19 protein-coding genes are annotated in these 25470 nt (G+C 68.5%); 11 read left to right on the forward strand and 8 right to left on the reverse strand.

What is annotated here, in order from left to right; genetic code table 11:
* From D7X74_RS44935 to D7X74_RS01335, 4 genes are all read left to right on the forward strand, one after another.
* Positions 1-560, forward strand: a 560-nt coding sequence (locus D7X74_RS44935) for a hypothetical protein (protein ID WP_304984904.1), incomplete at its 5' end; no start/stop codon positions are given.
* Positions 557-2203: a caspase family protein gene (locus D7X74_RS01325; protein WP_120531065.1), complete on the forward strand. Its 1647-nt coding sequence runs from the start codon at positions 557-559 to the stop codon at positions 2201-2203. The genes D7X74_RS44935 and D7X74_RS01325, both read left to right, overlap by 4 nt.
* Positions 2203-3123: a carboxypeptidase regulatory-like domain-containing protein gene (locus tag D7X74_RS01330; protein WP_120531066.1), complete on the forward strand. Its 921-nt coding sequence runs from the start codon at positions 2203-2205 to the stop codon at positions 3121-3123. Before D7X74_RS01325 ends, D7X74_RS01330 begins: the two co-directional genes overlap by 1 nt.
* 74 nt (positions 3124-3197) lie before the next feature.
* Complete coding sequence (locus D7X74_RS01335; RefSeq protein WP_120531067.1) at positions 3198-4127, forward strand: DUF4382 domain-containing protein; 930 nt, start codon at positions 3198-3200, stop codon at positions 4125-4127.
* Positions 4128-4145: 18 nt separating this feature from the next.
* Here the strand turns inward: D7X74_RS01335 and D7X74_RS01340 are convergent, their stop codons facing one another.
* The gene (locus D7X74_RS01340) at positions 4146-4697 is read right to left on the reverse strand and encodes a YceI family protein (protein ID WP_120531138.1); all 552 of its coding nucleotides are present in this window, start codon (positions 4695-4697) and stop codon (positions 4146-4148) included.
* A gap of 133 nt (positions 4698-4830) precedes the next feature.
* On the opposite strand from D7X74_RS01340, the gene D7X74_RS01345 reads away from it, so the two are divergent.
* The gene (locus D7X74_RS01345; RefSeq protein ID WP_120531068.1) at positions 4831-5739 is read left to right on the forward strand and encodes a LysR family transcriptional regulator; all 909 of its coding nucleotides are present in this window, start codon (positions 4831-4833) and stop codon (positions 5737-5739) included.
* 108 nt (positions 5740-5847) lie between these two features.
* The gene (locus D7X74_RS01350; protein ID WP_120531069.1) at positions 5848-6543 is read left to right on the forward strand and encodes a pirin family protein; all 696 of its coding nucleotides are present in this window, start codon (positions 5848-5850) and stop codon (positions 6541-6543) included.
* Between the two features lie 54 nt (positions 6544-6597).
* On the opposite strand, the gene D7X74_RS01355 is transcribed toward D7X74_RS01350, so the two are convergent.
* Both D7X74_RS01355 and D7X74_RS01360 read right to left on the reverse strand, forming a co-directional pair.
* The gene (locus D7X74_RS01355; RefSeq protein WP_120531070.1) at positions 6598-8172 is read right to left on the reverse strand and encodes a fibronectin type III domain-containing protein; all 1575 of its coding nucleotides are present in this window, start codon (positions 8170-8172) and stop codon (positions 6598-6600) included.
* An 8-nt stretch (positions 8173-8180) separates the two neighbouring features.
* On the reverse strand, positions 8181-8723 hold the full coding sequence (locus D7X74_RS01360; RefSeq protein WP_120531071.1) for a DUF2378 family protein: 543 nt from the start codon (positions 8721-8723) through the stop codon (positions 8181-8183).
* A 295-nt stretch (positions 8724-9018) separates the two neighbouring features.
* On the opposite strand from D7X74_RS01360, the gene D7X74_RS01365 reads away from it, so the two are divergent.
* Positions 9019-9381, forward strand: a complete 363-nt coding sequence (locus D7X74_RS01365) for a cytochrome c oxidase assembly factor Coa1 family protein (protein WP_120531072.1) — start codon at positions 9019-9021, stop codon at positions 9379-9381.
* Between the two features lie 9 nt (positions 9382-9390).
* Here the strand turns inward: D7X74_RS01365 and D7X74_RS01370 are convergent, their stop codons facing one another.
* A complete protein-coding gene (locus D7X74_RS01370; RefSeq protein ID WP_158622154.1) occupies positions 9391-10503 on the reverse strand; it encodes a mannosyltransferase family protein in 1113 nt (370 codons plus the stop codon).
* Between the two features lie 139 nt (positions 10504-10642).
* Here D7X74_RS01370 and D7X74_RS01375 point away from each other — a divergent pair, with 139 nt between their 5' ends.
* Positions 10643-12562 (forward strand): SIR2 family protein, encoded by a 1920-nt coding sequence (locus tag D7X74_RS01375; RefSeq protein WP_120531073.1) that lies wholly within the window; start codon positions 10643-10645, stop codon positions 12560-12562.
* Entirely contained in the window at positions 12559-16923 is a 4365-nt protein-coding gene (locus tag D7X74_RS01380) for a WD40 repeat domain-containing protein (RefSeq protein WP_120531074.1), read from the forward strand. Before D7X74_RS01375 ends, D7X74_RS01380 begins: the two co-directional genes overlap by 4 nt.
* A gap of 7 nt (positions 16924-16930) precedes the next feature.
* Here D7X74_RS01380 and D7X74_RS01385 read toward each other — a convergent pair whose 3' ends face one another.
* The 3 genes from D7X74_RS01385 to D7X74_RS01395 form a co-directional block, all read right to left on the reverse strand.
* The gene (locus D7X74_RS01385; RefSeq protein WP_120531075.1) at positions 16931-18163 is read right to left on the reverse strand and encodes an ABC transporter permease; all 1233 of its coding nucleotides are present in this window, start codon (positions 18161-18163) and stop codon (positions 16931-16933) included.
* A 6-nt stretch (positions 18164-18169) separates the two neighbouring features.
* A complete protein-coding gene (locus D7X74_RS01390) occupies positions 18170-19396 on the reverse strand; it encodes an ABC transporter permease (protein WP_120531076.1) in 1227 nt (408 codons plus the stop codon).
* Positions 19397-19562: 166 nt separating this feature from the next.
* Positions 19563-21254 carry a DUF6798 domain-containing protein gene (locus D7X74_RS01395; protein ID WP_147444275.1) on the reverse strand — a complete coding sequence of 564 codons (1692 nt, stop codon included), beginning with the start codon at positions 21252-21254 and terminating at the stop codon, positions 19563-19565.
* 231 nt (positions 21255-21485) lie between these two features.
* Between D7X74_RS01395 and D7X74_RS01400 the strand changes: the two genes are divergently transcribed.
* Positions 21486-22862 carry an MFS transporter gene (locus tag D7X74_RS01400; RefSeq protein ID WP_120531078.1) on the forward strand — a complete coding sequence of 459 codons (1377 nt, stop codon included), beginning with the start codon at positions 21486-21488 and terminating at the stop codon, positions 22860-22862.
* 16 nt (positions 22863-22878) lie between these two features.
* On the opposite strand, the gene D7X74_RS01405 is transcribed toward D7X74_RS01400, so the two are convergent.
* A complete protein-coding gene (locus D7X74_RS01405) occupies positions 22879-23751 on the reverse strand; it encodes a glycosyltransferase (protein WP_233595497.1) in 873 nt (290 codons plus the stop codon).
* A gap of 141 nt (positions 23752-23892) precedes the next feature.
* On the opposite strand from D7X74_RS01405, the gene D7X74_RS01410 reads away from it, so the two are divergent.
* Complete coding sequence (locus D7X74_RS01410) at positions 23893-25221, forward strand: hypothetical protein (RefSeq protein ID WP_158622155.1); 1329 nt, start codon at positions 23893-23895, stop codon at positions 25219-25221.
* Positions 25222-25470 lie beyond the last annotated feature (249 nt).

Here is a 25470-nt window from a genome sequence, read left to right on the forward strand (position 1 = left end):
TCGCCGCCCCCCCGGCGCGTTACTGGGGCTGGATGGCCGGAGCGCTCGCGGCCTCCGTGCTGCTGGTGGTGCTGGTGCCCCTCGTGAAGGGCCCCGTCCCGGGCCCGGTGTCCGCCGAGGAAGGCCTCAAGGGTTCGGGGCGCCTCTCCCTGGAGCTGGCCGTGGTGGCCCGGGGCCTGGACGGCGGGCTGCGCCGGTTGGATGCCGGCGCCGACGTCGCGAAGGACGAGGTGCTGCTCGTGCGCTACCACGCCACCGAGTCCGGCACCGCGCTGCTCTACCAGCAGCGGCCGGGCCAGCCTCCGGAGCTGCTGGGGCACTTCCCCCTGCAGGCCGGCACGCACGACCTGGAGGGCCCTGAGGGGCTCGCAGGGGTGAGCCTGGAGGCGGACGAGGGCCCGCTGTCCCTGGTCCTGGTGGCCTTCACCTCCTGGGAGCCCGCCTCGGAGGCGGATGCGCTCGCGGCCCTGGGAACGGACGCGGCGCAGGATTCCCACCCCGGAACGGTCGCGCGGTTCGACGTGCGCGTCCAGGCAGGTCAGACTTCGCGCCAACCGTGAGGTGCCTCCTCCTTCTGCTCTTCGCCACCCTCACCGCCTGCGCGGGTCCCTCCGCCACGGCCGGTGACAAGGGTGGGCTCGTGCCGCTGCGGCTCGACGCGGCGGACCTGTCGCGCGCGTACACGCCCCGGCGCTTCGCGCTGCTGGTGGGCGTGTCGTCGTTCGACGATGCCCAGTGGCGCGCCCTGCGCTTCTCCGCCAAGGACGCCACCGACCTGGGGCGGGTGCTGAAGGATCCCTCGCGCGGCCACTTCGATCAGGTGCGCGTCCTCACCCGTCCGGAGGAGACGACGAAGGAGGCCATCCTCGCGGCGCTGGGCCAGCTGCGGCGCGAAGCCACCCGCCCGGATGACGTGGTGCTGGTGTACCTGTCCGCGCACGGCACGCTCGCGCGCGACGGCCGGGGCGAGCTCACCCGCTACCTCGTCACGCGCGACGCGGCCTTCCGCGCCATTCCCCAGACGGCGCTGTCCATGGACGCGCTGAAGGCGGAGTTCGAACGGCTGCCCAGCCGCCGGCGGCTGCTGGTGCTCGCCACCTGCCACAGCGGCAGCGGCAAGTCGCTGTTGCCCCGCGAGCTGGAGGTGGAGCTGGCCGGCATCAAGGACGGCTTCTACGCGCGCCCCCTGGAGGAGTCCTCGCGCGCCTCCATGGTGTTCGCCGCGAGCGACTGGGGTGAGACGGCGCGCGAGGACGCGGGCCTGCGCAACGACATCTACACGTACTTCCTCATCGAGGGCCTGGGCGGCGCCGCGGACCGCAACGCGGATGGCGCCGTCACCGCCACGGAGGCCCACGACTATTCGCGCCGCCGCACCTTCGCCTTCACCCAGGGCCGGCAGCGGCCGTCGGCGGAGATTCTGGAGGTAGGCGCGGATCCGGTCATCCTCGCGGGCCGCATCGACCGGACGGGCCAGCCGGAGCTGTTCTCCTACAACCCGCGCCTGGACGGCTTCACGCTCAAGGTGGACGGCGAGGCGCGCCTGGAGCTGCCCGGCGGCGCCGCGGTGGGAGCAGGCCGGCGCACGGTGGAGCTCACCAAGGGCGACGCGGTCCTCGTGCGGCGCGAGGTGGACGTGGCCCGGGGCGAACGCCTGCCCCTGGAGCGCCTGCTGTCGGACGCCCTTCCGCGCCGCGCGCTGTCGCTCGTGGGCGGGATGGTGTCGTTCGTTGACGGCAAGAGCCGCCGCGAATTGCTGCCCGCCGCGCCCCAGGTGGGCGTGGTGCTGCGGTTGGAGGACGCGCCGCTCCAGGACCTGGGGCTGCTCCTGGACGCGAGCCTGGGCCGGGGCCGGCGCACGCTCCAACTGGCGCCCGGCAGCGAAATGCCCTTCGGCTACACCACGCTCACCCTGGGCGTGGCGGTGCCGTACCTCTGGCGCTGGGAGCGGCTGACGCTCTTCGCGGGGCCGCGTGTGGCCGCGCTGTACCTTCGCAGGTCCTTTGAAGTGGAAGCCTTCTCTGGGGGCCAGCGCTACTTCACCGTCAGCCCGGGTGTGGTGGGCGGACTGGCCTGGCGCCTGGGCGAACGTCTGGAATTGACCGCGCAGGGCCACGGCATGCTGACGTACGTGGTGGTGGACGGACAGGGACAGGCCGTGGGCTTCATCGGCGGACACGCCGGCGTGGGGTACCGCTTCTGATGCGTCGCGCACTCTTGCTCCTGAAGCTCACCTGTCCCGTGCTCGCGCTGGGCCTGGGCGCCTGCGGCAACCTGGACAACACGCCGTTCCGCGTGGGCACCGTGCACGGCCGGCTCACGGAGTTCGACCCGGCCGTCGCGCTGGTGTCCCTGGTGGGCGCGCCCGACCTGCGCGCCACCGTGGAGCCGGACGGCCACTTCACGCTGGAGGACGCGCCCGCGGGCCCGGGGGAGCTCTTCATCGTGGCCACCGCCGACAAGGCCGCGCGCGTGCCCCTCACCGTGCAGGGCGGACAGTCCGTGCAGGTGGCGGACGTCGCGCCCCAGCCGGCCCACACCCTCTCCGTGAAGGTGAAGTCGCGGGGCAGCCTGAAGGTGAACGAGGCCCGGCTGTCCGTCGCGGGCACGCCCTATGAAGCGCTGCCGCTGGACAGCGGCAGCAGGCGGCGCGTGGGGCCGCTGCCGGACGGCTGCTACGACGTGCGCGTCTCCGCGCCCGACTTCACCACGGCGGTCGGCCAGGGCTGCGTGGGCCCGGGCGAACAGAAGCCCTTGAAGCTGGAGCTGGTTCCCAAGGAGGCCTGGGGCCAGAAGGGCTGCGCGGAGACCGGCTGTGATGCTGACAGCCATTGCGCGCCCAACGGCCGGTGCGTGGGGTGCCTGGATGACTCGCAGTGCGCCGCGCCGCTCGCCTGCCGGGGTCAGCGCTGCGAAGGCCCCGGGGCCGCCTGCGCGTCCTGCGAGGGCACCTGGCAGTGCGCTCCGTCCACGCAATGCGAGGACGTCCCGGGCGACCTGATGGCCTGCGTGGCGGAGTGTGGCGTTGGCATGCCCCCGTGCGCGGAAGGGCTGACGTGCCAGGACGGCCGCTGCCTGCCGGATCCGGCCCGCTTCGCCACCTGCGCGGAGTGGCCGCGGTAGACCGTGGGACGTGGCCGTTCCCGGCCGGGGCGGGTCCTTTGGGTGCGTTCTCCCCTTTCTCCCAAGGTTCCTGCATGCCCTCCTTGCGTCAACTGACCTCTTCCCTCCTGCTGGCCACGGGGCTGCTGTTCACCGCGGCCTGCGGCGACGACACGGCCCGCGTCACGCTGAAGCTGACCGATGCTCCGGGCGACGGCATCGAAAAGGCGGTCGTCACCATCTCCAAGGTCTACCTGAAGGGCAGCGTGGACGGCGAAGAGGGCAAGGGCGACGTCGTCCTGCTGAGCGAGCCCGTCACCACCGACCTGCTCACCCTGGCCAATGACACCGCGGACCTGGTGAAGGACGCGGAGGTGCCCACGGGGACCTACAAGGAGCTGCGCTTCGTCATCACGGGCGGCTACATCCAGGTGAAGCAGGACGGCCAGAGCCGCATCTTCGCCACCTCCGCCAACTACGAGGGCCTGCCCGAGGGCGCCCAGGTGGACGGCGACCTGCAGATGCCGAGCGCCAGCAGCTCCGGCCTCAAGGTGAAGTTCGACAAGGACGCGGACGTCACCATCACCAGCGATGACGACCAGAAGGTCATCCTGGTGGACTTCGACGTCGCGCAGAGCTTCGGCAAGGAGGCCGGCAACTCCGACAAGTGGGTCATGCGCCCCATCATCAAGGGCGCCGACATGCAGTTCTCCGGCAACGTGGAGGTCACCCTCCAGTTGGGTGGCGGCGTGTCGTTCCCCGTGCCGGGAACGACCCAACTGTCCAGCTTCTCCGCGGTGCTCATCAACGCCGACGGCAGCCGCGAGACGATGCCCTTCACCCTCACCACGAACTCCGTCGCCGTGGCGGACTTCAAGTACCTGCTGCCCGGCACCTACCAGGTGGACGTGGTGGCGCCCACGGGCGTGAGCTTCACGACGGACATCGCGCGCCCGGCGGCCACCAGCGTCAGCTCGGGCGTCGAATCCGACGTGCACTTCACGCTCACGTCCCTCGACTTCTAGTCCGCTGTCCGTTCCGGCTCAGGCGGCCTTGTCGGTCGCCTGGGCCTTCGCGGCCTGGACTTCGAGGGCAATCTCAATCTTCTCGCCCACCAGCACGCCGCCCGCCTCCAGCGCCTGGTTCCACGTCAGCCCGAAGTCACTGCGATTGATGGACGTCTTCGCCTCGAAGGCGGCCTTGGTGTTGCCCCAGGGATCCTTGGCCACCCCGAGCTGCTCGGCCTCCAGGACGACCTCGCGGGTGATGCCACGGATGGTGAGGTTGCCCGTCACGCGCAGGCCGTCGCCGGACGCCTTCTCCACCTTCGTGCTCTGGAAGGTGATGGCCGGGAACTTCTCCACGTCGAAGAAGTCCGGCGAGCGCAGGTGGTTGTCGCGCTGCTCGACGCCCGAGTGGATGCTCGCCGCCTCGATGCTCACGGACACCGAGGACGCCGTCGGATCCTGCTCATCCAGCGTCAGCGTGCCGCTGAACTTCTGGAAGCTGCCGCGCACCTTCGCGACCACCATGTGCCGCACGCTGAAGTGGATGCCCGTGTGGGTCGTGTCGATGTTCCAGAGGGTCTGAGCCATGGTCATGTTCCTTTTCGTCGGAAGGGGTGTTCAACGAGGAGCAAGGTAGCGGCGCGGGGGCATCCGGATTAGACGGCACGAACAGGATGGACTGTTCCACCCCTGGGACAGTGCCCGCGTCCCGGAGCGCCCCATGGACCTCAACGAACTCCTCGTCTTCGCCCGGGTGGTGCAGGCCGGCAGCTTCACGGCGGCGGCGCGCGCGCTGCGCATGCCCAAGTCCACCGTGAGCCGGAAGGTGTCGGAGCTGGAGGAACGCGTGGGCGCGCAGCTGTTGCAGCGCACCACGCGCCAGCTTCACCTGACGGAGGTGGGCCGGGCGTACTACGCGCACTGTGAGCGCATCGTCGCGGAAGCGGAGGCCGCGGAGCTGGCGGTGACGCGCCTGCAGGCGGGCCCGCACGGGCTCTTGCGCGTGACGACGCCGCTGTCCCTCAACTTCCTCGCGCCGCTGGTGTCGAAGTTCCTGGAGCGCTACCCGGACGTGCAGATGGAGCTGCTGTGCACGGACCGGGCGGTGGACCTGATGGAGGAAGGCTTCGACCTGGCGGTGCGGGCCGGGCGCCTGCCGGACTCCTCGCTGATGGCGCGCAGGCTGGGCGACATCGCGCGCGTCGTCGTCGCCTCGCCGGAGTACCTCCAGCAGAAGGGCGAGCCCCGGACGCCCGCGGACCTGGCGAAGCATGACTGCCTGCTCTTCGGCACGGAGCTGCAGGGGAACGTCTGGACGCTGCATGCGGGGGGGCGGGCCGTCGAGGTCAAGGTCTCCGGGCGGCTGGTCGTGAACGAGCCGGACATGCTGCACGCGGTGACGCTGGCGGGCTCCGGGGTCGCGCTGCTGCCCGGCCTGCACTGCGTGGAGGACCTGGACTCCGGGAAACTGCAACGCGTGCTGCCGGACTGGAGCTCGGCCGGAGCGCCGGTGCATGCCGTCTACCCGCCCACGCGGCACCACGTGCCCAAGGTGATGGCCTTCGTGGAGGTGCTGCGCGAGCACTGGCCCACGCTGCGTCAGGAGTCACCGAAGCGCGCGAAACGCTGAGACAGCGTCCGCGTTTCGTTCCATGGGTGGAACGATGTGTCCCGGGGTTCGAGTCTGGCCAGGTGGGGTGCGCAGGCGCATTGTGTTTCTCGAAAGGAAGCACACACCATGATCAACGTTCGACCCTCTGAAGCGCGCGGACATGCCAACCACGGCTGGCTGGATTCCCACCACACCTTCTCGTTCGCCAGCTACTTCGACCCCGACCACATGGGGTTCCGCGCCCTGCGCGTCATCAACGAGGACCGTGTCACGTCCGGCGAGGGCTTCGACACGCATCCGCACCGGGACATGGAGATCATCACCTACCCGCTCAGCGGCGCCATCGCGCACCGGGACAGCACGGGAGGCAATGGCCTGCTGCGCGCCGGTGAGGTGCAGCGCATGACGGCCGGCACGGGCGTGATGCACAGCGAGATGAACGGCTCCAACGAGGACGTCCACTTCCTGCAGATCTGGATCATCCCCGACAAGAAGGGCCTGAAGCCTGAATATGAGCAGAAGTTCTTCCCGGAGAACGACAGGCAGGGCCGCTGGCGGGTGGTGGCGAGCCCCGACGCCCGCGATGGCAGCCTCACCGTGCACCAGGACGTGCTGCTGTCCAGCACGCTGCTGAGCGCGGGGCAGAAGGCGGAGTACACGCTGCCCAAGGGCCGTCACGCCTGGGTGCAGGTGGCCCGGGGCGCGGGCACGCTCAACGGCGTGGCGCTGAAGGCCGGCGACGGCGTCGCCGTGTCGGATGAGTCGAGCCTCGTGCTCGTCGCCTCCGAGCCCATGGAGGCCCTGCTGTTCGACCTGGCGTGAGCCCGGGACGAAGAAGGCCCCCGGATCCCTGAGGGATCCGGGGGCCTTTTGTCTTTACGGCGTGAAGGACGTGGTGTTGGGCACGGGAGGAATCGCGACGGCCTGCCCGTACACGAGCGTGTTGCCCGTCACGGTGCCGGTCGCGTTGAGCTTGCTGGCATCCAGCAACGTTCCGCGAAGCCCTTCCGCGTTGAAGGTGCACCCGGCCGAATCACAGTCATAGGCGACCAGCTTCGCGGCGTTGCTGGAGTAGACGGCGATGTTCTTCGCCGTCGTGGCCCCGGAGTGCATGAAGAAGTGGCCGTCGCGCGGCTGGTAGCTGGACACGTTCTCCACGCGCGGGCCCGGCGTGACGGACTGCCACAGGCGGAAGTTGCGCTTGCACTCCGCGGCGACGGTGTTCCGGATGAGCATGTTGCGCACCTTGGTATCGACGCAGCCATCCTGCGAGCCCCGGAAGTAGCTGTCCTCCAGGAGGACGTCGCTCGCGGAGCTCTCCCCGTCGATGCCGTCCCCCTGCGTGTAGCCCGTCTGCATGCCGATGACGTTCATCACGGTGGCGCGGCGGAGCGTCACGTTGTTCGTGGTGTCGTAGAGCGCGATGCCCACGGGGTAGTCACTCCCCTGCCCGCCAATCTGCTCCGGCTCCATGTCCACGTAGACATCCTCCACCAGCGAGTGGTTCGTGCCGGAGGCGAGGAAGATGCCGCCGCGCGTGAACTGGAGGATCATCGCGTCGCGGATGGTCATGTTCGTGAAGGCCGCGGTGCTGGAGCGCTCCACGTCCACGCAGGTGGCCAGGTTCTCCGCGCGGAACTGGCTGAGCGTCACGTTGGACACGGGGTATGCGCCCTTGAACGCGAAGCACGTGCCCAGGTGGCGGAACTCCAGGTTGTGGAAGACCAGGTTGCTGGCGCGCACCTGGAAGGCCACCGGCCCCGACTTCGCGCGGGTGGAGGCCTCGAAGGTGGACTGGAAGAGGGGCCGCCCCTCCACGCCCTTGACGGTGACGGGAGCGCCCACCGCGCCGCCCTGGGACACCGTGGTGCCGGTGCCGTAGGTGCCCCCGTGGATGCACACCGTCCCGCCCGGGCCCACCGCCTGGATGAACGTGTTGAGGTTCGCGAGCGTGCCCGCGCTCTGCGCCGTCAGGCCGTCCTTCGTCCCCGCGCCGGTGACGGTGATGTGGCGCACCGCCGTCCCCGTGCACTCGTCCGCCGTCGGGGTCGCGGACAGGCCATTGGAATACGTGGAGGTCGTCTCCCCGGTGGATCCCTTGATGCGCACGTGGAACTCGTAGCGGGTGCCATTGGTCAGCCCCGTCACGGCGAACGTCGTCGCGGTCCCCGCGCCCCGGTAGGCCCAGCTTCCCCCCGCCACGCGGAAGCGCACCTGGTAGCCCTGCGTGCCCGCGGGACCCACGCTCCAGCGCAGCGTCACCTGCCCATCGCCCGGCACCGCCTCCAGGAGCGTGGGCGCGGTCAGCGCCGCCTCGTGGGTACCGTACGTCCCGTCCGCTTCGACGGGCCCCTCCCCTTCCGCCTGGGGACCACAGGAGAGCGAGAGCAGGACCGCTCCCGTGAAACACAGCATGCGACCGCGGGTCTGGAAACGTTTCAAGGACTTCATGGAAGTGCTCAAGGGTCCCAGCGAACGCGGTAGGAGCAGGCCTGACCGTCGAAGTCGAAGTGCTCCACGCGCAGGTTGCGGGCCCCGGCCCGGGCCAGTCCTGCTTCGAGGATGCCCCGCAGGTAGCCCGGGTTCCCGTTGCACTCGCTCACGCGGATGAGGTGGTGCGCGGGGCCCTGGGTGAGCAGCTCGCTCTTCTGGTAGTTGTTCACGTTCTCGAAGCTCTCCTGGATGCGGACGACCACCCGCTCGGGCCCGAAGATGGGCCACATGGAGATGAGCGCCTTGCCCAGTTGGGTCTGCGCCATTCCCTGGATGATGCCGCTGCCGATGCGCCGGTAGCCCTCCTCCACCTCGACGTCCGGATGCAGGTGCTGCACGGTGATGCGCAGGGCTTCGGCGAACACGGTCCGGGAGGTGTTGCTGGGCGCATCCGCGTCCAGATCCAACCCTGCCTCGCTCAGCTTGTCTTTCAGGTCTGGCGTGAGACGGTCGCCAATGGAACGGAAGAGCCCCTCAATCGTATGGCGATACACAATCTCTTCAGCCACGTTTCACCTGTCCACTTCGCGGCGGTCCCAGTTCCGCCGTACCCGGCCCCAGCGTAGCGCATTCCCGCCGGGATCCCGAAGGGGCCCCGTCAACACGGAGGCCCCGAAACACCAAGGCTCGCGCACGGGGCCGCCGGGGGACAGGACGTAGCGGATCTGGTTACAAGCGCGCCCCCTCGGGCCCTTGTGTACAACCCGATTTTCGTCGTTTCCGGCACGCACCTATAGGGTGTTCCCGGAAACCCTGGAGTTCCGCAGCGCTGTTGTCACGCACCGACCGGGTCAGGAGCAGGGAATGTCGCCAACGGTGAAGTGGGTCCTCGGAGCCCTCGTGGGGTTGCCCCTGATGTGCTGCGGCTGCGGGGGCATGTGGTTCAAGAGCCAGTTCCCCTACGACGAGGCGCTGGCCCGGGTGACGAATCATCCGTCGGTCATCAAGTCCCTGGGTGCTCCCGTCAGCGGCGCCTTCTTCTTCTCGGGCAACACCCGTTCGCGAAACGACGACGCGGTCGCCGAGATGAAGATCGACCTCTCCGGTAGCAAACAGAACGCCGTGCTGGAGGTGAGGGCCGTGCAGACCAGCAAGGTCTGGGGCTTCAGCCGGCTGCGCGTGGTGCCGCGGAACGGCGACGTGATCAACCTCGTCGGGGGGCCCTGACCGCCGCGTTCAATAGGCCCACCGGCCAATGGCATACGCGTGGGTGACCTTGTGGTTGAGCCACACGCACAGCACGGCCACCGTCCAGCGCACCCATGCGGGTCGGGTGGCCAGCCAGTCCCCCGCGAGGAACCACACGGGGAAGAGCACCGCGCCGAAGCGGAACGCGTTGCCCAGGTCGCCCTGGGGCAGCATCACCAGCAGCGACAGCAGGGCATACAGGCCCAGGGCCCGGTCGCGGCGAAGCAGCGCCAGCGCGGCGACAAGCCACAGCGCGCCGAAGACATGTCGCAGCAGCAGCCAGCCATTGAATCCCTTGTGCCAGGGATTGCCCAGCCACAAGCCCCGGACGGCGCCCCACACGGAGTCGACGTGGTTCCATTCACGCTGCGCCTTCATGAACATGAAGGGATCGCCGGCCCTCGCCCACTCGAAGGCCAGCAGGCCGCCGAAGGCCAGCAGGGCCAGGGCCCCCAGCGCTGCGAAGCGCAGGGCACGGCTCCGCCATGAGGGCTCGCGTCCAGCGAGCAGGAGCGCGGCGGTGATGGCCACGAAGACCCCCTGGTTGCGCGTCCACACGCACAACGCCACCAACACGGCGGAGGAAAGCAGGGCCCCGCGTGCGGCGAACGCCAGCGCGCCAAAGGACAGCAGGAGGAAGAGGCCCTCCGTGTGGTGCGAGTGCAGGGTGAAGCTCGCGGGACTGTAGAGCAGGAGGAACCAGCCCCAGCCCGTGCCGGCGGTCAGCGCGCCCACCAGCCTTCCCTGGCGGCTCCAGCGCGTGTTCCAGGCGACGAAGGCGAGGAGGCACGGCGTGGACAGCAGACAGCCCACGAGCTGCGGCGGGAGCGTCCCTCCCAGCCCCTGACGCAGCAGCCACACCGTGCCCGGGTAGAGCGGCAGGAAGGCCCAGAGGGGCCACGTGTAGCCTTCGGTGACGAGTCGGCTGTAGAGGTTCGAATCCCAGCGATCCAGCATCTGGAGCAGCGGGATGCCACGGCTGGAGGACGTCCAGGCCCACAGCCCGAAGTGGTGGACCAGCATCGCCACCGTGAGTCCCCATGGGGCCCAGACGGAAGGCGTGGCGACCCGTGGCGAAGGGGCTTGCGGCGAAAGACTCATGCGAGGGGCTCCACGAACGGCCAGCGTGTAGCCGGGGCATTGCTCCAGCACAAGCGTTCCCCATGGGAGAAAGGCCCGCCCGAAAACCGGAAAGGAGAAGCGGCCGGACCGGGCTATCGTGCGACCCAAGAGGGGCACCATGAACTTCCCGAGGGAGCTGGTCGAGGCGGTCCGCAGGCACCAGGTCGTCCCATTCGTGGGCGCCGGCATCAGCATGGGGGTGAAGCGGGGCATGTTCCCCTCCTGGCCCCGCCTGCTGGAGGGGCTCGCGGAGCGGATGCAGGAGGAGTCCCTTCCGGAGCCGGCCATCAAGGAGGTGAACCAGCGCATCGCGCAGGGGGACTACCTCACCGCCGCGGAGCTGGCCTTCAAGGACCTGGGGGCCTACCGCTTCAACCGCTTCCTGCGCGAGCGCTTCCGCGTGCGCCGGCCGTCCGACGCGGACCTCTCCGTCATCCAGGCCCTCTGGAAGCTGCGTCCCCCCGTGGTGATGACGCCCAACTACGACGACGTGCTGCTCTGGGGCCGCGAGGACGCCGAAGCCGTCTCCAATGATCAGGACGACGAGCTCAACCTGATGGACGCCGAGGCGTCCCCTGAGACTCCACGCGTCTGGTATCTGCACGGCACCGTCCACCGGCTGGCCACGCTGGTGCTGGCCGGCGCTGATTACAAGCGTTTGTATGGGGATGGCACCCAGCCGACCGGCTATTCGCAGTACACGAACGCGCTGGTGCGCCTGCGGGAGTGGATCCGCTCCAAGCCATTCCTCTACATGGGCTTCAGCTTCAGCGACCCGTACGTGCTCAAGCAGCTGGAGCACGTCATCGGCATCACGCGGGGCCGGCAGATGCCCAGCTTCGCGCTGATGAAGAAGGGGTCCATCGACCGTGGGGCGCTGTGGCCGAAGTACAACATCCAGCTCGTGGAGTACGAGGACCACGGTGCGCCGCTCGCGGAGTTCCTGCGCGGCCTGGGGGAGGCGGCCTTCGGTCCCAGTCGGGTGAGCCTGAGCACGGACCTGGAAGCGCTGCCTTTTGGAATCGCGCCGGCACCGCCGCAGGCCATGTCGCCCCCCATCCCGGGGCCCGCGCCCGTGGTGCCCACGCCGGAAGCGCTGCCCATCGTGGCCCGCCCTGCCCTGGAGCAGGAATACGCGCGCATCCTCCAGGGACAGCACCGGCTGGTATTGCTCTCCCCGGAGGACGGAGGCACCCGAGCGCTCGCGCGCCGCGTGGCGGCCCGGTACGGCAACCGCGTCACCTGGCTTGCGCCGCCCAACGTCCCCGACTGCACCGAGGCGGAGTACTGCCGCGCCCTGGTTGGGGACGACACGGGTGCGAACACGGTGACGAGCTTCGACGCGTTGGTGGAGCACCTGCGGGCGAAGGCGGCGCGGCTGGGCCGGGAGCACCTGATCATCCTGCGTTACGAGTGGGGACCGTTCGACCACCTGACGGCGTTGGGACGGCACCTGCGGCGGATGATGGATGAGCCGTCCAAGGTGCAGTTCCACTTCCTCATCGCGGGCGGCGAGCGCTCCGCGTGGCTCCTGCACAACATGCAGAGCTTCTCCGTGTTCAAGGACGCGCCGCGCCGCGAAGTGCCGGACCTCACGGTGGAGGAGATTCGCCAGTTCCTGGACAGCGGAGGGCACGGAGGAGCGCGCTGGGCGCAGGGGCTCCACGAGGCCACCGGCGGGCATCCGGGACTGTTGCGCGAGGTGATGATCACCGACGGTGCGCTGGACGCGGAGTCCATCACCGGGAAGCTCGTGCGCGGTCCGTCGCTCCGGGGCGCCGTGATGGAGTGCCTGCGCCAGGACGAGCGCAACGGATACACGGAGGAGCGCGGCTGTCAGTCCGTGCTCACGAAGCTGTTGGCCGGACAGCGCGTGGAGGACCTGGAGCCGCTCGACCACCGGGTGGAATACCCGGAGGTCCGGCTGTACTTCGCGGGGCTGGTGCGCAGTGATGCGGCGGGCAGGACCGTGCCGCGGTGCAAGGCCGTGGAGCAGGTCGCGCGCAAAGTCCTCGCACGCAAGGATGCCAGGCCTTGAGCCGATACCTCTGGGCGCTCTGCATCACCGTGGTGTTGATGGCCACGGGGGCGGCGGCGGAGACACTCGAGCCGCTCGTTCCGGAGGGTGAGCCCGAAAGCATTCTCAAGGGGGCGGAGTGGTCTTCCGTGGGAGCCGTTTTCTCCGTGGCCTTCAGTCCGGACGGAAGCATCCTCGCTTCGGGCTCCCTCGACCAGACAGTCCACCTGTGGGACGTGGCCACCGGACGCGAACTGCGGTTCCTGAAGGGACATACCGCGAGTATCCGCTCCGTGGCCTTCAGCCCGGACGGGCGCACCCTTGTCTCAGGCAGTCGTGACAGGACCGTTCGTTTGTGGGATGTGGCCACGGGCCGGGAACTGCGACGTCTGGGGGAAAGCCAGGAGCCCATCCTCTCGGTGGCCTTCAGCCCGAACGGAGCCACCGTTGCCATGGCGGGCGAGAGCAACACCGTACGTCTGTGGAACGTGACCACGGGGACTGAACAGCAGCGGATGGAAGGGCATCTCGGGTTCGTCCGCTCCGCGATCTTCAGCCCAGACGGAAGCGAACTCGCAACCAACGGTGATGACCAGACGATCCGCGTGTGGGACGTGGCCACGGGCCGTGAGCGCAAACGCTTGTTAAACACCCCCCCCCAGGTCACATCGATCGCCTTCAGTCCAGATGGGTACACACTCGCCTCCGGCAGTCGGGATGGCACGGTGCGACAGTGGAACATCGCCGACTGGGACATGGTGCAGCGGCTGTGGGGACATTTCGGCGAGGTGTCCTCGGTGGTCTTCAGTCCGGACGGACGCACCTTCGCCTCCTGCGGCGATGACAAGACCGTTCGACTCTGGAACGTCGCCACCGGACGCGAGATTCGGCGCATGGAGGGACACGCCGCGTCTGTCTATTCCGTGGTCTTCAGCCCGGATGGGCGCACCCTTGCATCAAGCAGCAAGGATCAGACGGTCCGGCGGTGGGACGTCGCTACCGGCCGTGAACTCCAGAGGCTGGAGGGACAACACTCCGCCGAGGTCTTCTCCCTGGCTATCAGCCAGGACGGGCGCACCCTTGCATCGGGCAGCGATGACAACACAGTCCGGTTGTGGGACATGATCACCGGCCGCGAGTTGCACAACCTGACGGGCCATTCCGCCGACGTCCATTCCGTGGCCTTCAGCCCGGACGGGCGCACCCTCGCATCGGGCAGCGATGACAAAACAGTCCGGCTGTGGGACGTGGCAACCGGACGCGAACAGCCTTCGCTGGCTGAGTTCTCCTCATCCATCCAATCGCTCGCCTATAGCCCTGACGGACGTCTCCTCGCCACGGACGACGGAGAAGAGGCGGTGCAACTGTGGGATGTGGCCACCCACGGTGAACTGCGACGATTGGAAGGTCATTCTGCTACCATCAATTCAATAGCCTTCAGTCCCGATGGGCGAACCCTGGCCTCGGGGAGCGCTGACAACACGATCCGGCTGTGGGACGTGGCCACGGGGCGCGAGCTGCGACGCATCGAGGAACTCGCATCCATCTTCGGGACGCTGGCCTTCAGTCCCGACGGACGAACCCTGGCCTCGGGGAGCGCTGACAACACCGTCCGGCTGTGGGACGTGGCCACGGGGCGCGAGCGTCGGCGACTGAAAGGCCATGCCAACTTTGTGACCTCCCTCCGCTTCAGTCCGGACGGGCGAACCCTGGCTTCATCGAGCCTCGACAAGACCATCAAGTTCTGGAACACCGCGACCGGAAACAACTCGCGAACCCTGACGCTGACCAGCCATGTCCTGGCGCTCGCCTTCGCGCCCGATGGAAACACTCTGGCTTCAGGCGATAGCGACGGAGCGGTGCGCCTGTGGTCTACCCAGGGCGGAAAGGCCCTCCGGGGCCTGATGCGGGGAGCTAGCAAGGGATGGCTGGGCCACATTGAAGGCCAACCTGTCTTCCGTCATGACGACGGTCGATTCCTCTACCAACGACAGGCGGATGGCGCACTCGAACCCATCGCGCCGCCAGAGTCCCCAATGCGCCCCCGCCTTTCCACGCACGCCGTGCCTGGCAAAGCTCCGGGAGATTTCGGGGATGCCGGAAGCATCACCGTTACCCTTACCAACGCTCTGGGCGCGGAGCGAGCCTACTGGCTCCGGATCGAGCCCGTGGAAATCCCTGCCGGATTGATCCTCCAGACGCCGCCCCCTCTGCTGCGTCTGGACGCCGGTAAGTCCGTGGAGCTTCAGGTGGGGCTCTCTTATTTGAGGCCCGAGGGCAGTGATTTCCCTCCGGTCTCGCTCGCCCGCTTCAGAGTCGCCCACGCCTTCGGGACGGAGCCTGCGGTCGAGGTCCGCATCCCGTTGCGTACGCCCCAGTTGGAGCTGACGAATGCCCCCTCCATCGAAGACAAGACCCTGAGCGTCAGCATCAAGAACACGGGGACACAAGCCGTCGGGCCGCTTCTCTTCAAGAGCACCTTCGCGGTGGGCGAGACGACGCAGGCCGGTCCCCAGCAGGAACTCAGCCTCGGGGAAGACCAGGAACAGACGCTGAAGTTCGCCGTCCCGCCTGCCTTCCTGGAGAAGGGCCGGTTCTCCTTCAACCTCGACGCGAGCTATCAGCAGTGGCCCCGCACGTGGACCTTCTCGGAACCCGACGTGAAGGTCACCCGTCCCTACACGCTCTATGTGGCGCTGGCCCTGGGGACGCTCCTCCTCTTCGCTGGCGTGTACTACGCGCGCGTCTACCGCAACCCCCTGGTGGTGGACGCCCAGCGCTCTCCCTCCGCGATCAAGGGCTATCCCCTGGAGCAGATGGTCGCGGCGGACCAAGCCTTGCGGCGAGCAAAGCGGCTCGACTCCGTGGTGACCGCCGCCGGCATCCCCGCGACCCGGTGGGAGCGTGCACTCCGAGGCTCCAAAGAACCTCAAGTCGTGGCCACAGCCTTCGCGGAAGCCATTGGCGGCAGGCTCGGCCCGAGCCTGGGCACGAACACCTGGGCGCTCACCCTGCCCACCCTCCGACTGCGCTTCTCGCGGGACACCGCCGTCGTCGTCATCGATGGGACGCGCCTGGAGTCTGGCGAGGCCGAGCGCCGCATGGCGGATGTCTTCCAGGAGGGCCAGGGTCCCAGCCAGGTGCTCGTGTTGGACCGCACGGAGTCGCAGAACGCACGTCAGGTGCTCGAAGGCGTGCCGGGTGTCCGCGCGGTCGTGCTGTCCGCCAACGCCCTGCGGGACCTGCTCCTCGCGGATGAACCCGTGCGCCTGCTGGAGACCACCATCTCCGAACAGGTCGCCGTCTCCGAACTGTCGCCCTATCAGGTGGCTGGCGGCGTGAAGGTGGACCACCTCTTCTTCGGCCGTGAGCGTGAGGTGCGCGCCATCACCGATCGCACCGTCCGCAACTTCCTCGTGGTGGGCCAACGGCAGATGGGCAAGAGCAGCCTCCTGCTCGCCTCGCTCCGGCGGCTTCAGGCGCGCTCGGACCTGGACGCCTGCTACGTGGAACTCGCGAACGCGGATCTGCACCGCCGAATCGTCCGGGAACGCGAGCGCATGCCGCCAGCCGGTGCCGCCCTCCCCTCCTTCGAGGATGTCGCCGCCGGAACCATCTCACGGCCCCGCGTGTGGCTCATCGACGAGGCCGACGACTTCATCAAGACCGAAGCCCAATCAGGCTTCCCGGTGTTGCAGGCCATGCGCGCGCTGGCCGAGGAAGGCCGCGCTTACTTCATCCTCGCGGGCTTCTGGGACCTCTACCGGGCCGTGGTGCTCGACGAGAAGCAGCCCCTGCGCAACTTCGGTGAACACCTCCGCCTGGAACCGCTGGATCCACGGTCGGCGTTGTCACTCGTCACCAAACCCATGGTCGCCCTGGGCCTCCACTGGGATGCCCCCTCCACCCCCGAACACCTGCTGGAACAGGCCGGGCGTCGGGCCAACCTGCTGGTGCTGGCCTGCAAGGGATTGGTCGAATCCATCCCCTCCGACCTCCACACCCTCACGCGCGAGCACCTGGAGCGCGTCCTCCGCGAGGACGAGGACCTGCGCGACCAGGGCCGGCGCTGGCGGGGAGACCACCCGCTTCACCGCGCCGTGGTGCGACAGGCCCTGCTGCTGGGACGCCCCACGCGCGGAGAAGTACGACAGGCCCTGCTCGCCCACGACGCGGACATCCGCGCGGTGGACTTCGACGAGGCCATGGACCATCGCGAGCTGAGCTACGTCCTGGTGCCGGACGGAGACGGACGTCTGTACTGCCCCGTGCCGCTCATGCAGCGCTACATTGAATCCGAGCGGAGCCTGGAGACAGGACTCACCGAGGACCTCAAGGACCTGCGCAGCAAGGGACTGGCCGAAGTGCCCAAGCCCGCCTGACGCACGCTCACTCCGCGCGCATCGCCTCCACCGGATCCAACTGCGCCGCCCGCGCCGCCGGGTAGATGCCGAACAGCAGCCCCACTCCGGAGCTCATGAACAACGACAGCGCCACCGCCCAGGTGGGCACCACCGCCGGCACGCTGATGACCCACTTGGCCAGCATCGTCAGGCCGTAGCCCAGCCCCACGCCCAGCAGGCCCCCGAGCAGCGCCAGCATCACCGCCTCGGTCGCGAACTGCGCCAGGATGCGTCTGCGCTTCGCGCCCAGCGCCTTGCGCACACCAATCTCGCGCGTCCGCTCCATCACCGACACCAGCATGATGTTGAGGATGCCGATGCCGCCCACCAGGAGGGACAGCAGGCACACGCCGAAGCTGGCGGCGCGGATGACCGTGGACAGCTCGTTCACCATCCGCGTCATCGACTCGTTGGTGTGGATCTCGAAGTCGGAGGGCAGGCCCTCGTGCACGGCCCGCCTGCGCCTCATCAATACCGTCACCTCGTCCTGCGCCCGGCCCATCACCTCCGCCGAGTGGGCCTGGATCTTCACGTCCAGCGAGCGGTCCTTTCCATAGAGCGTCTGGAAGGTGCTCATCGGGATGAAGACGATGTTGTCCATGCTCATCAGGCCCAGGTAGCTGCCTCGCGCCTGCAACAGCCCCACGACCGTGAAGGGGCGGTTCTGGATGCGCACGGTGCGCCCCAGCGCGTCGCGCTTCTCCGGGAAGAGCGCCTCCGCCACGTCCACGCCCAGCACGGCCACGTAGCGCGTCTCCTTGTGGTCCATGTCGTTGAGGAAGCGCCCATCCGACACCGTCAGCGAACTCGTATCCGCCGCTTCCGGCGTGGCGCCCTTGATCTCCACCGTGGGCCGCGTCTGCGCCGACGCTGACGCCACCTTCTGGCCCCACTGCGGAAGGCTGGCGGACGCCTGCGCCACCGACGGGCAGGACTCGCGGATGGCCTCCACATCCTCCAGCGTGACGTTCTTGCGCTTCGCGTACTGCTGCCAGTCGTAGCGCCCCAGCCCCAACGGCCACTTGTTCAACTCGAACGTGTTGGAGCCCAGCTGCGCCAGGTCTCCGTTCACCTTCAGGTGCAGGCCCTCGATGAGCGCCATCATCACGATGACGGTGGTGACCCCGATGACGATGCCCAGCAGCGTGAGCAGCGAGCGCAGCGGGTTGCCCAGGAGCGTCGAGAGCGCGAGGCGCAGGTTGTCCAGGAGCACGGGCATGGGTGCCTACTCGTAACGGAGGGCTTCCACCGGATCCAGGTTCGCGGCACGCGCGGCCGGCCAGATGCCGAACAACAGCCCCACCACGGCGGAGAAGAGGATGCTGCTCACCACCGTGAGCGGCTGGACCGCCGCGGCCAGCGGACTGAAGAGGGACACCAACTGCGCCGCCGCCAATCCCACCGCCGTGCCCAGCGTTCCGCCCAGCGCGGACACCGCCGAGGCCTCCATGAGGAACTGCAGGATGATGGTGCGCCGGTGGGCTCCCAGTGCCCGGCGGACGCCGATCTCACGGGTCCGCTCGCGCACGGACACCAGCATGATGTTCATGATGCCAATGCCTCCCACGAGCAGACAGATGAGGCCCACGCCCACCGCCACGCCATAGAGCGCTCCGGTGAGCTGCGCGTAGGTGTTCGCCAGCATCTCCGGACGGTTGAGCGTGAAGTCATCCGGCTGCCCGGGGGGCGTGCCCCGCACGCGGCGCAGGATGCTCACCAACTGCTGCTCCGCCTGCTGCACATGCTCGGGCCGGTCCACCTTCATGGAGATGGACAGCGACTTCTCCTGGCCAAAGCGATCCACGAAGGTGCGGAAGGGCACGAACACCCGCAGGTCCTGGTTCGTGTCCAGCATCCGGCCCTTGGGCGACAACGTCCCCACCACCCGGAACGCCCTGCCCTCGATGCGCACCTGACGCCCCAGCGCGGGCACCTTCGGAAACAGCGCGGCCACCACCTCCGAGCCGAGCACCGCCACCGCCTGCCCCGAAGCGTCGTCCTCCGGCGTGAGGAAGCGCCCCGTCTTCACCTCCAACGCGGTCGTCTCCTGGTAGTCCTGCGTGACGCCCGCGATCTCCACCTTGGAGACCTGCTCGCCGTCCGCGGCCACGTCCGCCTGGCGTTGAACATGCGGCGAGGTATGGCTGATGAACGTGGCCTGCAACCGCACCTGCTCCACCTGCTGCACCGTGAGCGGCTTGCGCTTGCGGTACATCCACCAGTCCCCGGTCATCACCCAGGGAAAGCGAGACGCGACCACGGTGTGCGGCCCCAGCGAGGCGAGCTGGCGCTCGAAGGAGCCGTTGAGGCCCTGGATGATGCCCACGATGGCCAGGAGCGTGGCCACGCCAATCCCGATGCCCAGCGTCGTGAGCCCCGTGCGCAGGCGGTTCGCCGCCAGGGAGAAGAGCGCGATGCGCGCCCCCTCATAGACATCCACCCGCAGGCTCATGAGGAGACTCCCGCACGCCGAGCCGGCCGGACGCGGCGCACCGTCAGCGCCAGGGCCCTGTCACCACCTGCCCTCGGGGCTCGTCTCTTCTCGTGTTCCATGAAATCCGCGACAACGTATCAGTGACGGGGAGGTGGGACCAGCGACCGTGGCCGCGCGTGAAGCTTCACGGCGTGAGCTGGTAGAGCCGGTACTCGTCATCGGAGTACAGCAGGGTGAACTCGGGGTGCGCCGGGTCCGTCGCCTCGAACACCGCGTGCGTGGCGCCGTAGCGGGAGCCCAGCCCCCTCAGGCGCGCGGCGTCCGAGTTCTGGTAGCCCTGCTTGAGCACCGCGCGCATCGCGTTCACGCGCTCCTCCCAGGTCTTGCCTCCGTTGTCGCGCGTGGCGAGCACGTCGAAGGGCTGGCACCCGCAGAGCGCTTCCATGCGCTGCTTCCAGTCCAGCATGAAGGCCAGGCTGAAGGAGCCCTCCGCCCCGTCCTTGTACGTGGTGAACGTGGCGCGCTTCGCCCCGAAGCGGAACGCCAGGTCCCACTCGTGGAAGAAGGGGGGAAGCACCACCAGCGCGTCCTTCGGCAGGTGCTGCTCCGACCACGCCATCATCCGCCAGCCCTTGTACATGTCCAGGCGGGGCAGGAAGTTGGGCGGCACCTTGAAGTAGTAGATCCGGATCGCGAGGATGAGCGGCGCGGCGATGACTCCCAGCGCCACGGGCCAGCGCAGCCCCATGGGACGGGGAGGCGTCCGCGCGGCGGGCCGCAGCAGGAAGACCGCCAGCATCGCCGGGAAGGACACCTCCAACTGGACGGTGGAGAAGCCCAGGTACAAGAGCGCCGCCGCCACTCCGGGGAGCTTGCGCTCGCCGGGCGCGGGCCATGTCTCCAGGAGCCACGCCGCGCCACAGACGGCCGCGAGGTAGGGCACGAAGCGCAGGACCTCCAGCAGGTGCAGGTGCAGCGCCGTGGGCAGGTGCAGCACCTCCGTGCCCAGCACGCCCAGGACACAGGTGAAGGCCACGCCGCACAGGTACGCCTCCACCGGGCGGCTGCGGTGCGCGCGCAGGGACAGGCCCAGCACGACCAGGGGCACCAGCAGCTGCAACCACACGACGGCGGTCCAGTCGCGCGGATAGTGGTGCCAGCTCACCAGCACGCGCGTCAGCAGCACCCATTCGTCGGGCGGCGGGAAAGGCACCCCGGCGGCGGCCCCCTGACGCAGCATGGGCACCAGCAGCGGTGAGGCCGCGAGCATGCACAGCAGCGGGCCGGTGACGATCGCCAGGCGCTTCTCGCGGTCGAAGAGCGCGGCGAACCACAACAGGATGGCCGCATGGATGGCCGTGGTGGGGTGGATGAGGAACACCAGCCCCGTGAGCACGAAGGCGGCGCCATAGCGGCGCTTCACCCCCAGCACCAGCGCGAACAGCAGCGGCCCCAGCGACACGGTGCGGTTGAGCACCAGCTCGTCCAGCATGGGGATGCCCGCGTAGCTGCGCGGAATCAACACCGACAGCATCGCGACCGTCGCCACCCACTCCGAATACCGGCCCGGATAGAGAGCGCGCGCCAGGGCAGAGGTGCCCGCCAGCATCAGCGCGACGGACGCGATGTGGACGACGGCGTACAGCACCTCCACCGGAACGTGGCGCACCAGCGGCACCTGCAGCGTCCAGAAGAAGCTCGGGTGGTTGGCCGCCGCCTCGATGAGCGGATCCCCCTTGAGCAACGACGGATCCAACTCCCGCAGCAGGAAGCCCAGGTGGATGGCGTGGTCGACGATGCCGAAGGAGTAGCCGTTGATGACGAACCAGGTGCAGGTGAAGAGCGCCAGCACCGCCAGCCGGAACCCCCAGCTCACCCGTTCCTGAAACACTTCTGGCCGAGGGACTTCCGCTGACATGACTTGCGTTGCTCTCCGGCAGCCAGGCACGTGCCCCGAACCGCTCCATCTCTCTACCGCAAGTTCGCGGGTATCGGGGAGTATCTGGGGCTTCCGGGCCTTCCTTTTTTGTGAGATGCAGGGAGGGCTTGTGCGTGTGACACGCGGCGAGGCATTCGTCGCGGAGCGCCGCCCTCCTGGAAGACTCGCATGACCGAGCCCGTCGGCCACTCCCGCCGTTTCCTGTTGCTCTGGGTCGCCCAGACGGTGTCGCTCGTCGGCTCGCACCTCACGGCGTTCGGCCTGGGCGTCTGGGTGTATCAGAGCACCCAGTCGACAATGATGTATTCACTGGTGGCCCTGGCCAACCTGGCCCCGCGGGTGCTCTTCGCGCCGCTGATGGGCGGGTTCGTGGACCGCCGCGACCTGCGCTCCGTGTTGATCGCCGGCCATGTCGGCGCCGGGGTCTGCTCGGTGGCCATCGCCCTGCTCTTCTTCACCGGGCGGCTGGAGGTCGCGGCCATCATCGGCCTGTTGACGCTGGCGGCCGTCTTCAACGCCATCCACCTGCCTGCCTTCAGCAAGGCCACGGCCCTGCTGGTGCCGCCCGAAGGCCTGGGCAAGGCCAACGGGCTCACGCAGCTGGGGGTCGCCCTGGGGTATCTGGTGGCGCCGCTGATGGCGGGCATGCTGATGCCCCACATCGGGGTGCTGGGCATCCTGCTCATCGACCTGACGACCTTCGTGTTCGCCGTCGCCGTGCTGGGCGGCCTGCGGCTCATCCCCTTCGACACCTCCGTGGGAACCCAGGGCCATGCGTCCGACCCGCTCCTGTTCCTGCGGGACGCGGCCGAGGGCTGGCGCTACATCCGCGCGCGCCGGGGGCTGCTGGTCCTGCTGCTGCTCATCACCGCGATGAGCTTCAACCTGGGGATGATCCAGCTGCTCATCACCCCGCTGATGCTGTCCTTCGCCAGCGTGCCGGTGCTGTCCCTGGTCCTCTTCACCGGAGGCATGGGCATGGTGGTGGGCAGCGTCGCCATGATGTCGTGGGGTGGCCCCCGCCGTCGCGCCCAGGGCGTGCTCGGGTTCCTGCTGCTCCAGGGGGTGTTCCTGCTCGTCGGCTCGCTGCGGCCCCTGGCGCCGCTGGTGGCGGCCGGGGCCTTCGGGGTGCTGCTCACCGTCCCGCTCATCACCGCGTGCGACCAGTCCATCTGGCAGCGGCTCATCCCCACGGAGATCCACGGGCGCGTGATGGCCGTGCACTCGGCGGTGTCCGGGGCGTCGGTGCCGGTGGCCTACCTGCTGGCGGGTCCGCTGGCGGATCGCGTCTTCGAGCCCTGGATGATGCCGGGAGGCCTCTTGGCCGGAAGCGTCGGTCCCCTGATTGGCGTGGGTCAGGGCCGGGGTATCGGGCTCATCTTCGCGGTGCTGGGCTTCGCCACGTTCCTGTTCGTCGCGCTCGCGGCCCTCTCCTCCAGCCTGCGCCGCGTCGAGGATGCGCCCGCGGTGCCCGTCGCCTCCGCGCCGCCCGCGGAGGACAACCCGCCAGCTCTGGCCAAGGCCGCGGGCTCGGAGCGCTCCTGACCGGAGGCCGCCGCGCCTACCCGCGCGAGGCCTGCTTCGGCTGGGAGACCGGCGAGAGGGGACGCACCTCGTCCCGCATCGGGAGCGACACCGTCCGGCCCTGCGCTTCCGCGGGAAGGGCCACGTCCGGCAGGCGGTCCAGGCGCTGCCGCAGCCGCGCCAGACCCCAGAGCATGCGCAGGGCGTCCATGCCGGGGACGATCTTCGAGCCTTCAACGTCCGCCCAGTCGATGGGGACCTCCAGCGCCCGGGCCTGACGCCGCTTCATCAACGCCAGCAATTCCACATCCAGCAGCCAGCGCTCTTCCTTCAACACCGGCAGCAGCGGCTTGAGCAGCGAGGCGCGGAAGAACTTCACCCCGCATTGGGTGTCATAGAAACGCAGCTGGAATTGTAAATCTGTGAAGGTCGCGAAGAGCCGGCCCTGGAGGTGACGGAAGAGATTGCGGCTCACCTGCCGCCCCGCCATGAGGATGCGAGACCCGGCCAACACATCCACGTCCGGGGACGCCGCCGCCAGGGCCGCCAGCCGGAAGAAGTCCGCCGCGCCCACCGAGCCATCCGCGTCCAGGAATGCCAGCCACGCCGCCTCGGGTGAGACACTCCGCCAGCCGCGCCGGATGGCGGACCCCTTGCCACCGTTGCGCTCGGCGGCCACGTAGGAGACGCGATGGGGGGAGCCTGCCCGTGCCAGCATCGTCTGGGCGGCCGTCACACAGGCGCGCATCCGCTGCGCGTGCTCCGGGGTGCTGCCATCGTCGGAGACGATGATCTCCACCACGGGGAAGGGCTGTCCGATGCCCGCCTGGACCAGCTCCCCCACGTAGGGAGGAAGCCGCTCGCCTTCATTATATGCAGGGATGATGACGCTGACGGTGACCGGGCTCACGTCATCAGCATACACACCTCTTAGACTGATTTCTCCTGTTTTATGAAATAAACCGGTTGAGACAGGAGTCTGCATATTCATGGGAGGTGGCGGAAGACGCCGATAGCAAGTCTCTCTGAATGTCCCGTATTATCGATGTCCATGATGGACACCGAACGGGCCCCCGCTGGCGCCCTCCCGCATTCACCGGAGGCCGCGTCGCCGCCTCTTTTTACCTCCTGGATTGGCTCGCGCGCCGAAACCCTGGGCGCCGCCGCGATCATCATCCTCACGTGCCTGTGGGCCTTCCTGCGCCTGCGCAACGGCGAAGTGGCCGCGGACGAAGGGGTGCATGGCCTGCAGATCGTGACCCTGGCGGGTGGCAAGCTGGAGATCGCCAAGGGCCTGACGATGTTTCCCGGGTATCACGTCGTGCTGGTGCTGCTGGCCGGGCTGACGGGGGCGCGCACCTCCACGGGCATCCGGACGCTGAGCATCCTGGTGAGCCTGCCCGTCATCCCCGTCTTCTACCTGCTGATGCGACAGGTGAACCCCCGCTTCTCCGCGGTGGCGACGCTCCAGCTGGCCTTCCTGCCCATCCTGTTCCCGTTCTTCTTCCTGCTCTACACGGACGCGTTCTCCCTGCTGCTGGTGCTGGTGTCGGTGCTGCTGGTGTTGCGCCAGCGCCGCAAGGCCGCGGCCGCCGTCGCCATCTTCTCCGTGCTCGTCCGGCAGACGAACATCATCTGTCTGGCGTTCGTGCTGGGGCTGGCCTACCTGGAGGATCACGGGCTCACGTTGTCCCGGCAGCAGCTGGTGTCGTTCCTGCGCCGGCACCTGCTCTTCGTCGTCGGACTGGCGGGGTTCGCCGCCTTCGTGGTGTTCAACGGCGGGGTGGCCGTGGGGGACCGTTCCGCGCACCCGCTCAAGTTCACCCTGGGCAACGTGTACCTGTTCCTCTTCCTCTACTTCTTCCTGTCGCTGCCCACGAACCTGGCGGCCCTGCCCGCCGCCCTTTCGGGCCTGAAGGACAAGCGCGTCCTGGCCTTCGCGGTGCTGCTGTACGGGGTGTTCATGTACACATTCGTGAATACCCACCCCTACAACCAGCTCAGCGTGGAGGCCTTCCGCTTCTCCGACGACGCGAAGTTCGTGGGACAGGCGCCCTTCCTGCGCAATCAGTTGCTGCACATCGCGACCCAGGGGGCCCTTCCCAAGACGCTGTTCTTCATCCCGGTGCTGCTCTCCAGCCTGCTGCTGCTGAAGCTGAAGCTGGTGCAGCCGCGCTTCCTGCTCATCTACCCGCTGACGCTCCTGCTGCTCACGCCGTCCTGGCTCATCGAGCAGCGCTACTGCCTGGTCCCCCTGGCGCTGTTGCTGATGGCCCGCGAGCGCACCTCCCCGAAGCTCGAATACGCCACCGCCGCGCTGGCCTTCGTGGGCGCCGTGTTCTTCGCCTACGGAATCGACCAGTACCTGTTCTTCCTCTGAGAACAGGGCCCACGGGCCTTCACGTCACATCGGGGTGAAACGGCGAAACCCACTGAGACGTTTTTCCGGTGAGTATTGACAGTCCAGTGAGACCCGGTTTATCAGAATGACTTGGTGTGCCATCACCGGGAAGGGTGCTTCTTCCCGGTGCTGCGACGACATCCTCACGCCCCTCCGACAGGCATTTACCCCGTCACCTGGGAGCGGCTCCTGTCGCCGACTCTTGGGGATTCGACCCTTCGTCCCGCC

Source organism: Corallococcus sp. CA047B (genome assembly GCF_003612065.1).
Lineage (GTDB): Bacteria > Myxococcota > Myxococcia > Myxococcales > Myxococcaceae > Corallococcus > Corallococcus praedator.

Bases quoted from the DNA above. Each gene is read 5' to 3' on its own strand.
- D7X74_RS01400 (WP_120531078.1), top strand. From the start codon at position 21,486: ATGACCGAGCCCGTCGGCCACTCCCGCCGTTTCCTGTTGCTCTGGGTC.
- D7X74_RS01330 (WP_120531066.1), top strand. From the start codon at position 2,203: ATGCGTCGCGCACTCTTGCTCCTGAAGCTCACCTGTCCCGTGCTCGCG.
- D7X74_RS01355 (WP_120531070.1), bottom strand. From the start codon at position 8,172: ATGAAGTCCTTGAAACGTTTCCAGACCCGCGGTCGCATGCTGTGTTTC.
- D7X74_RS01335 (WP_120531067.1), top strand. From the start codon at position 3,198: ATGCCCTCCTTGCGTCAACTGACCTCTTCCCTCCTGCTGGCCACGGGG.
- D7X74_RS01385 (WP_120531075.1), bottom strand. From the start codon at position 18,163: ATGCCCGTGCTCCTGGACAACCTGCGCCTCGCGCTCTCGACGCTCCTG.
- D7X74_RS01350 (WP_120531069.1), top strand. From the start codon at position 5,848: ATGATCAACGTTCGACCCTCTGAAGCGCGCGGACATGCCAACCACGGC.
- D7X74_RS01345 (WP_120531068.1), top strand. From the start codon at position 4,831: ATGGACCTCAACGAACTCCTCGTCTTCGCCCGGGTGGTGCAGGCCGGC.
- D7X74_RS01340 (WP_120531138.1), bottom strand. From the start codon at position 4,697: ATGGCTCAGACCCTCTGGAACATCGACACGACCCACACGGGCATCCAC.
- D7X74_RS01370 (WP_158622154.1), bottom strand. From the start codon at position 10,503: ATGAGTCTTTCGCCGCAAGCCCCTTCGCCACGGGTCGCCACGCCTTCC.
- D7X74_RS01410 (WP_158622155.1), top strand. From the start codon at position 23,893: ATGATGGACACCGAACGGGCCCCCGCTGGCGCCCTCCCGCATTCACCG.
- D7X74_RS01375 (WP_120531073.1), top strand. From the start codon at position 10,643: ATGAACTTCCCGAGGGAGCTGGTCGAGGCGGTCCGCAGGCACCAGGTC.
- D7X74_RS01365 (WP_120531072.1), top strand. From the start codon at position 9,019: ATGTCGCCAACGGTGAAGTGGGTCCTCGGAGCCCTCGTGGGGTTGCCC.
- D7X74_RS01390 (WP_120531076.1), bottom strand. From the start codon at position 19,396: ATGAGCCTGCGGGTGGATGTCTATGAGGGGGCGCGCATCGCGCTCTTC.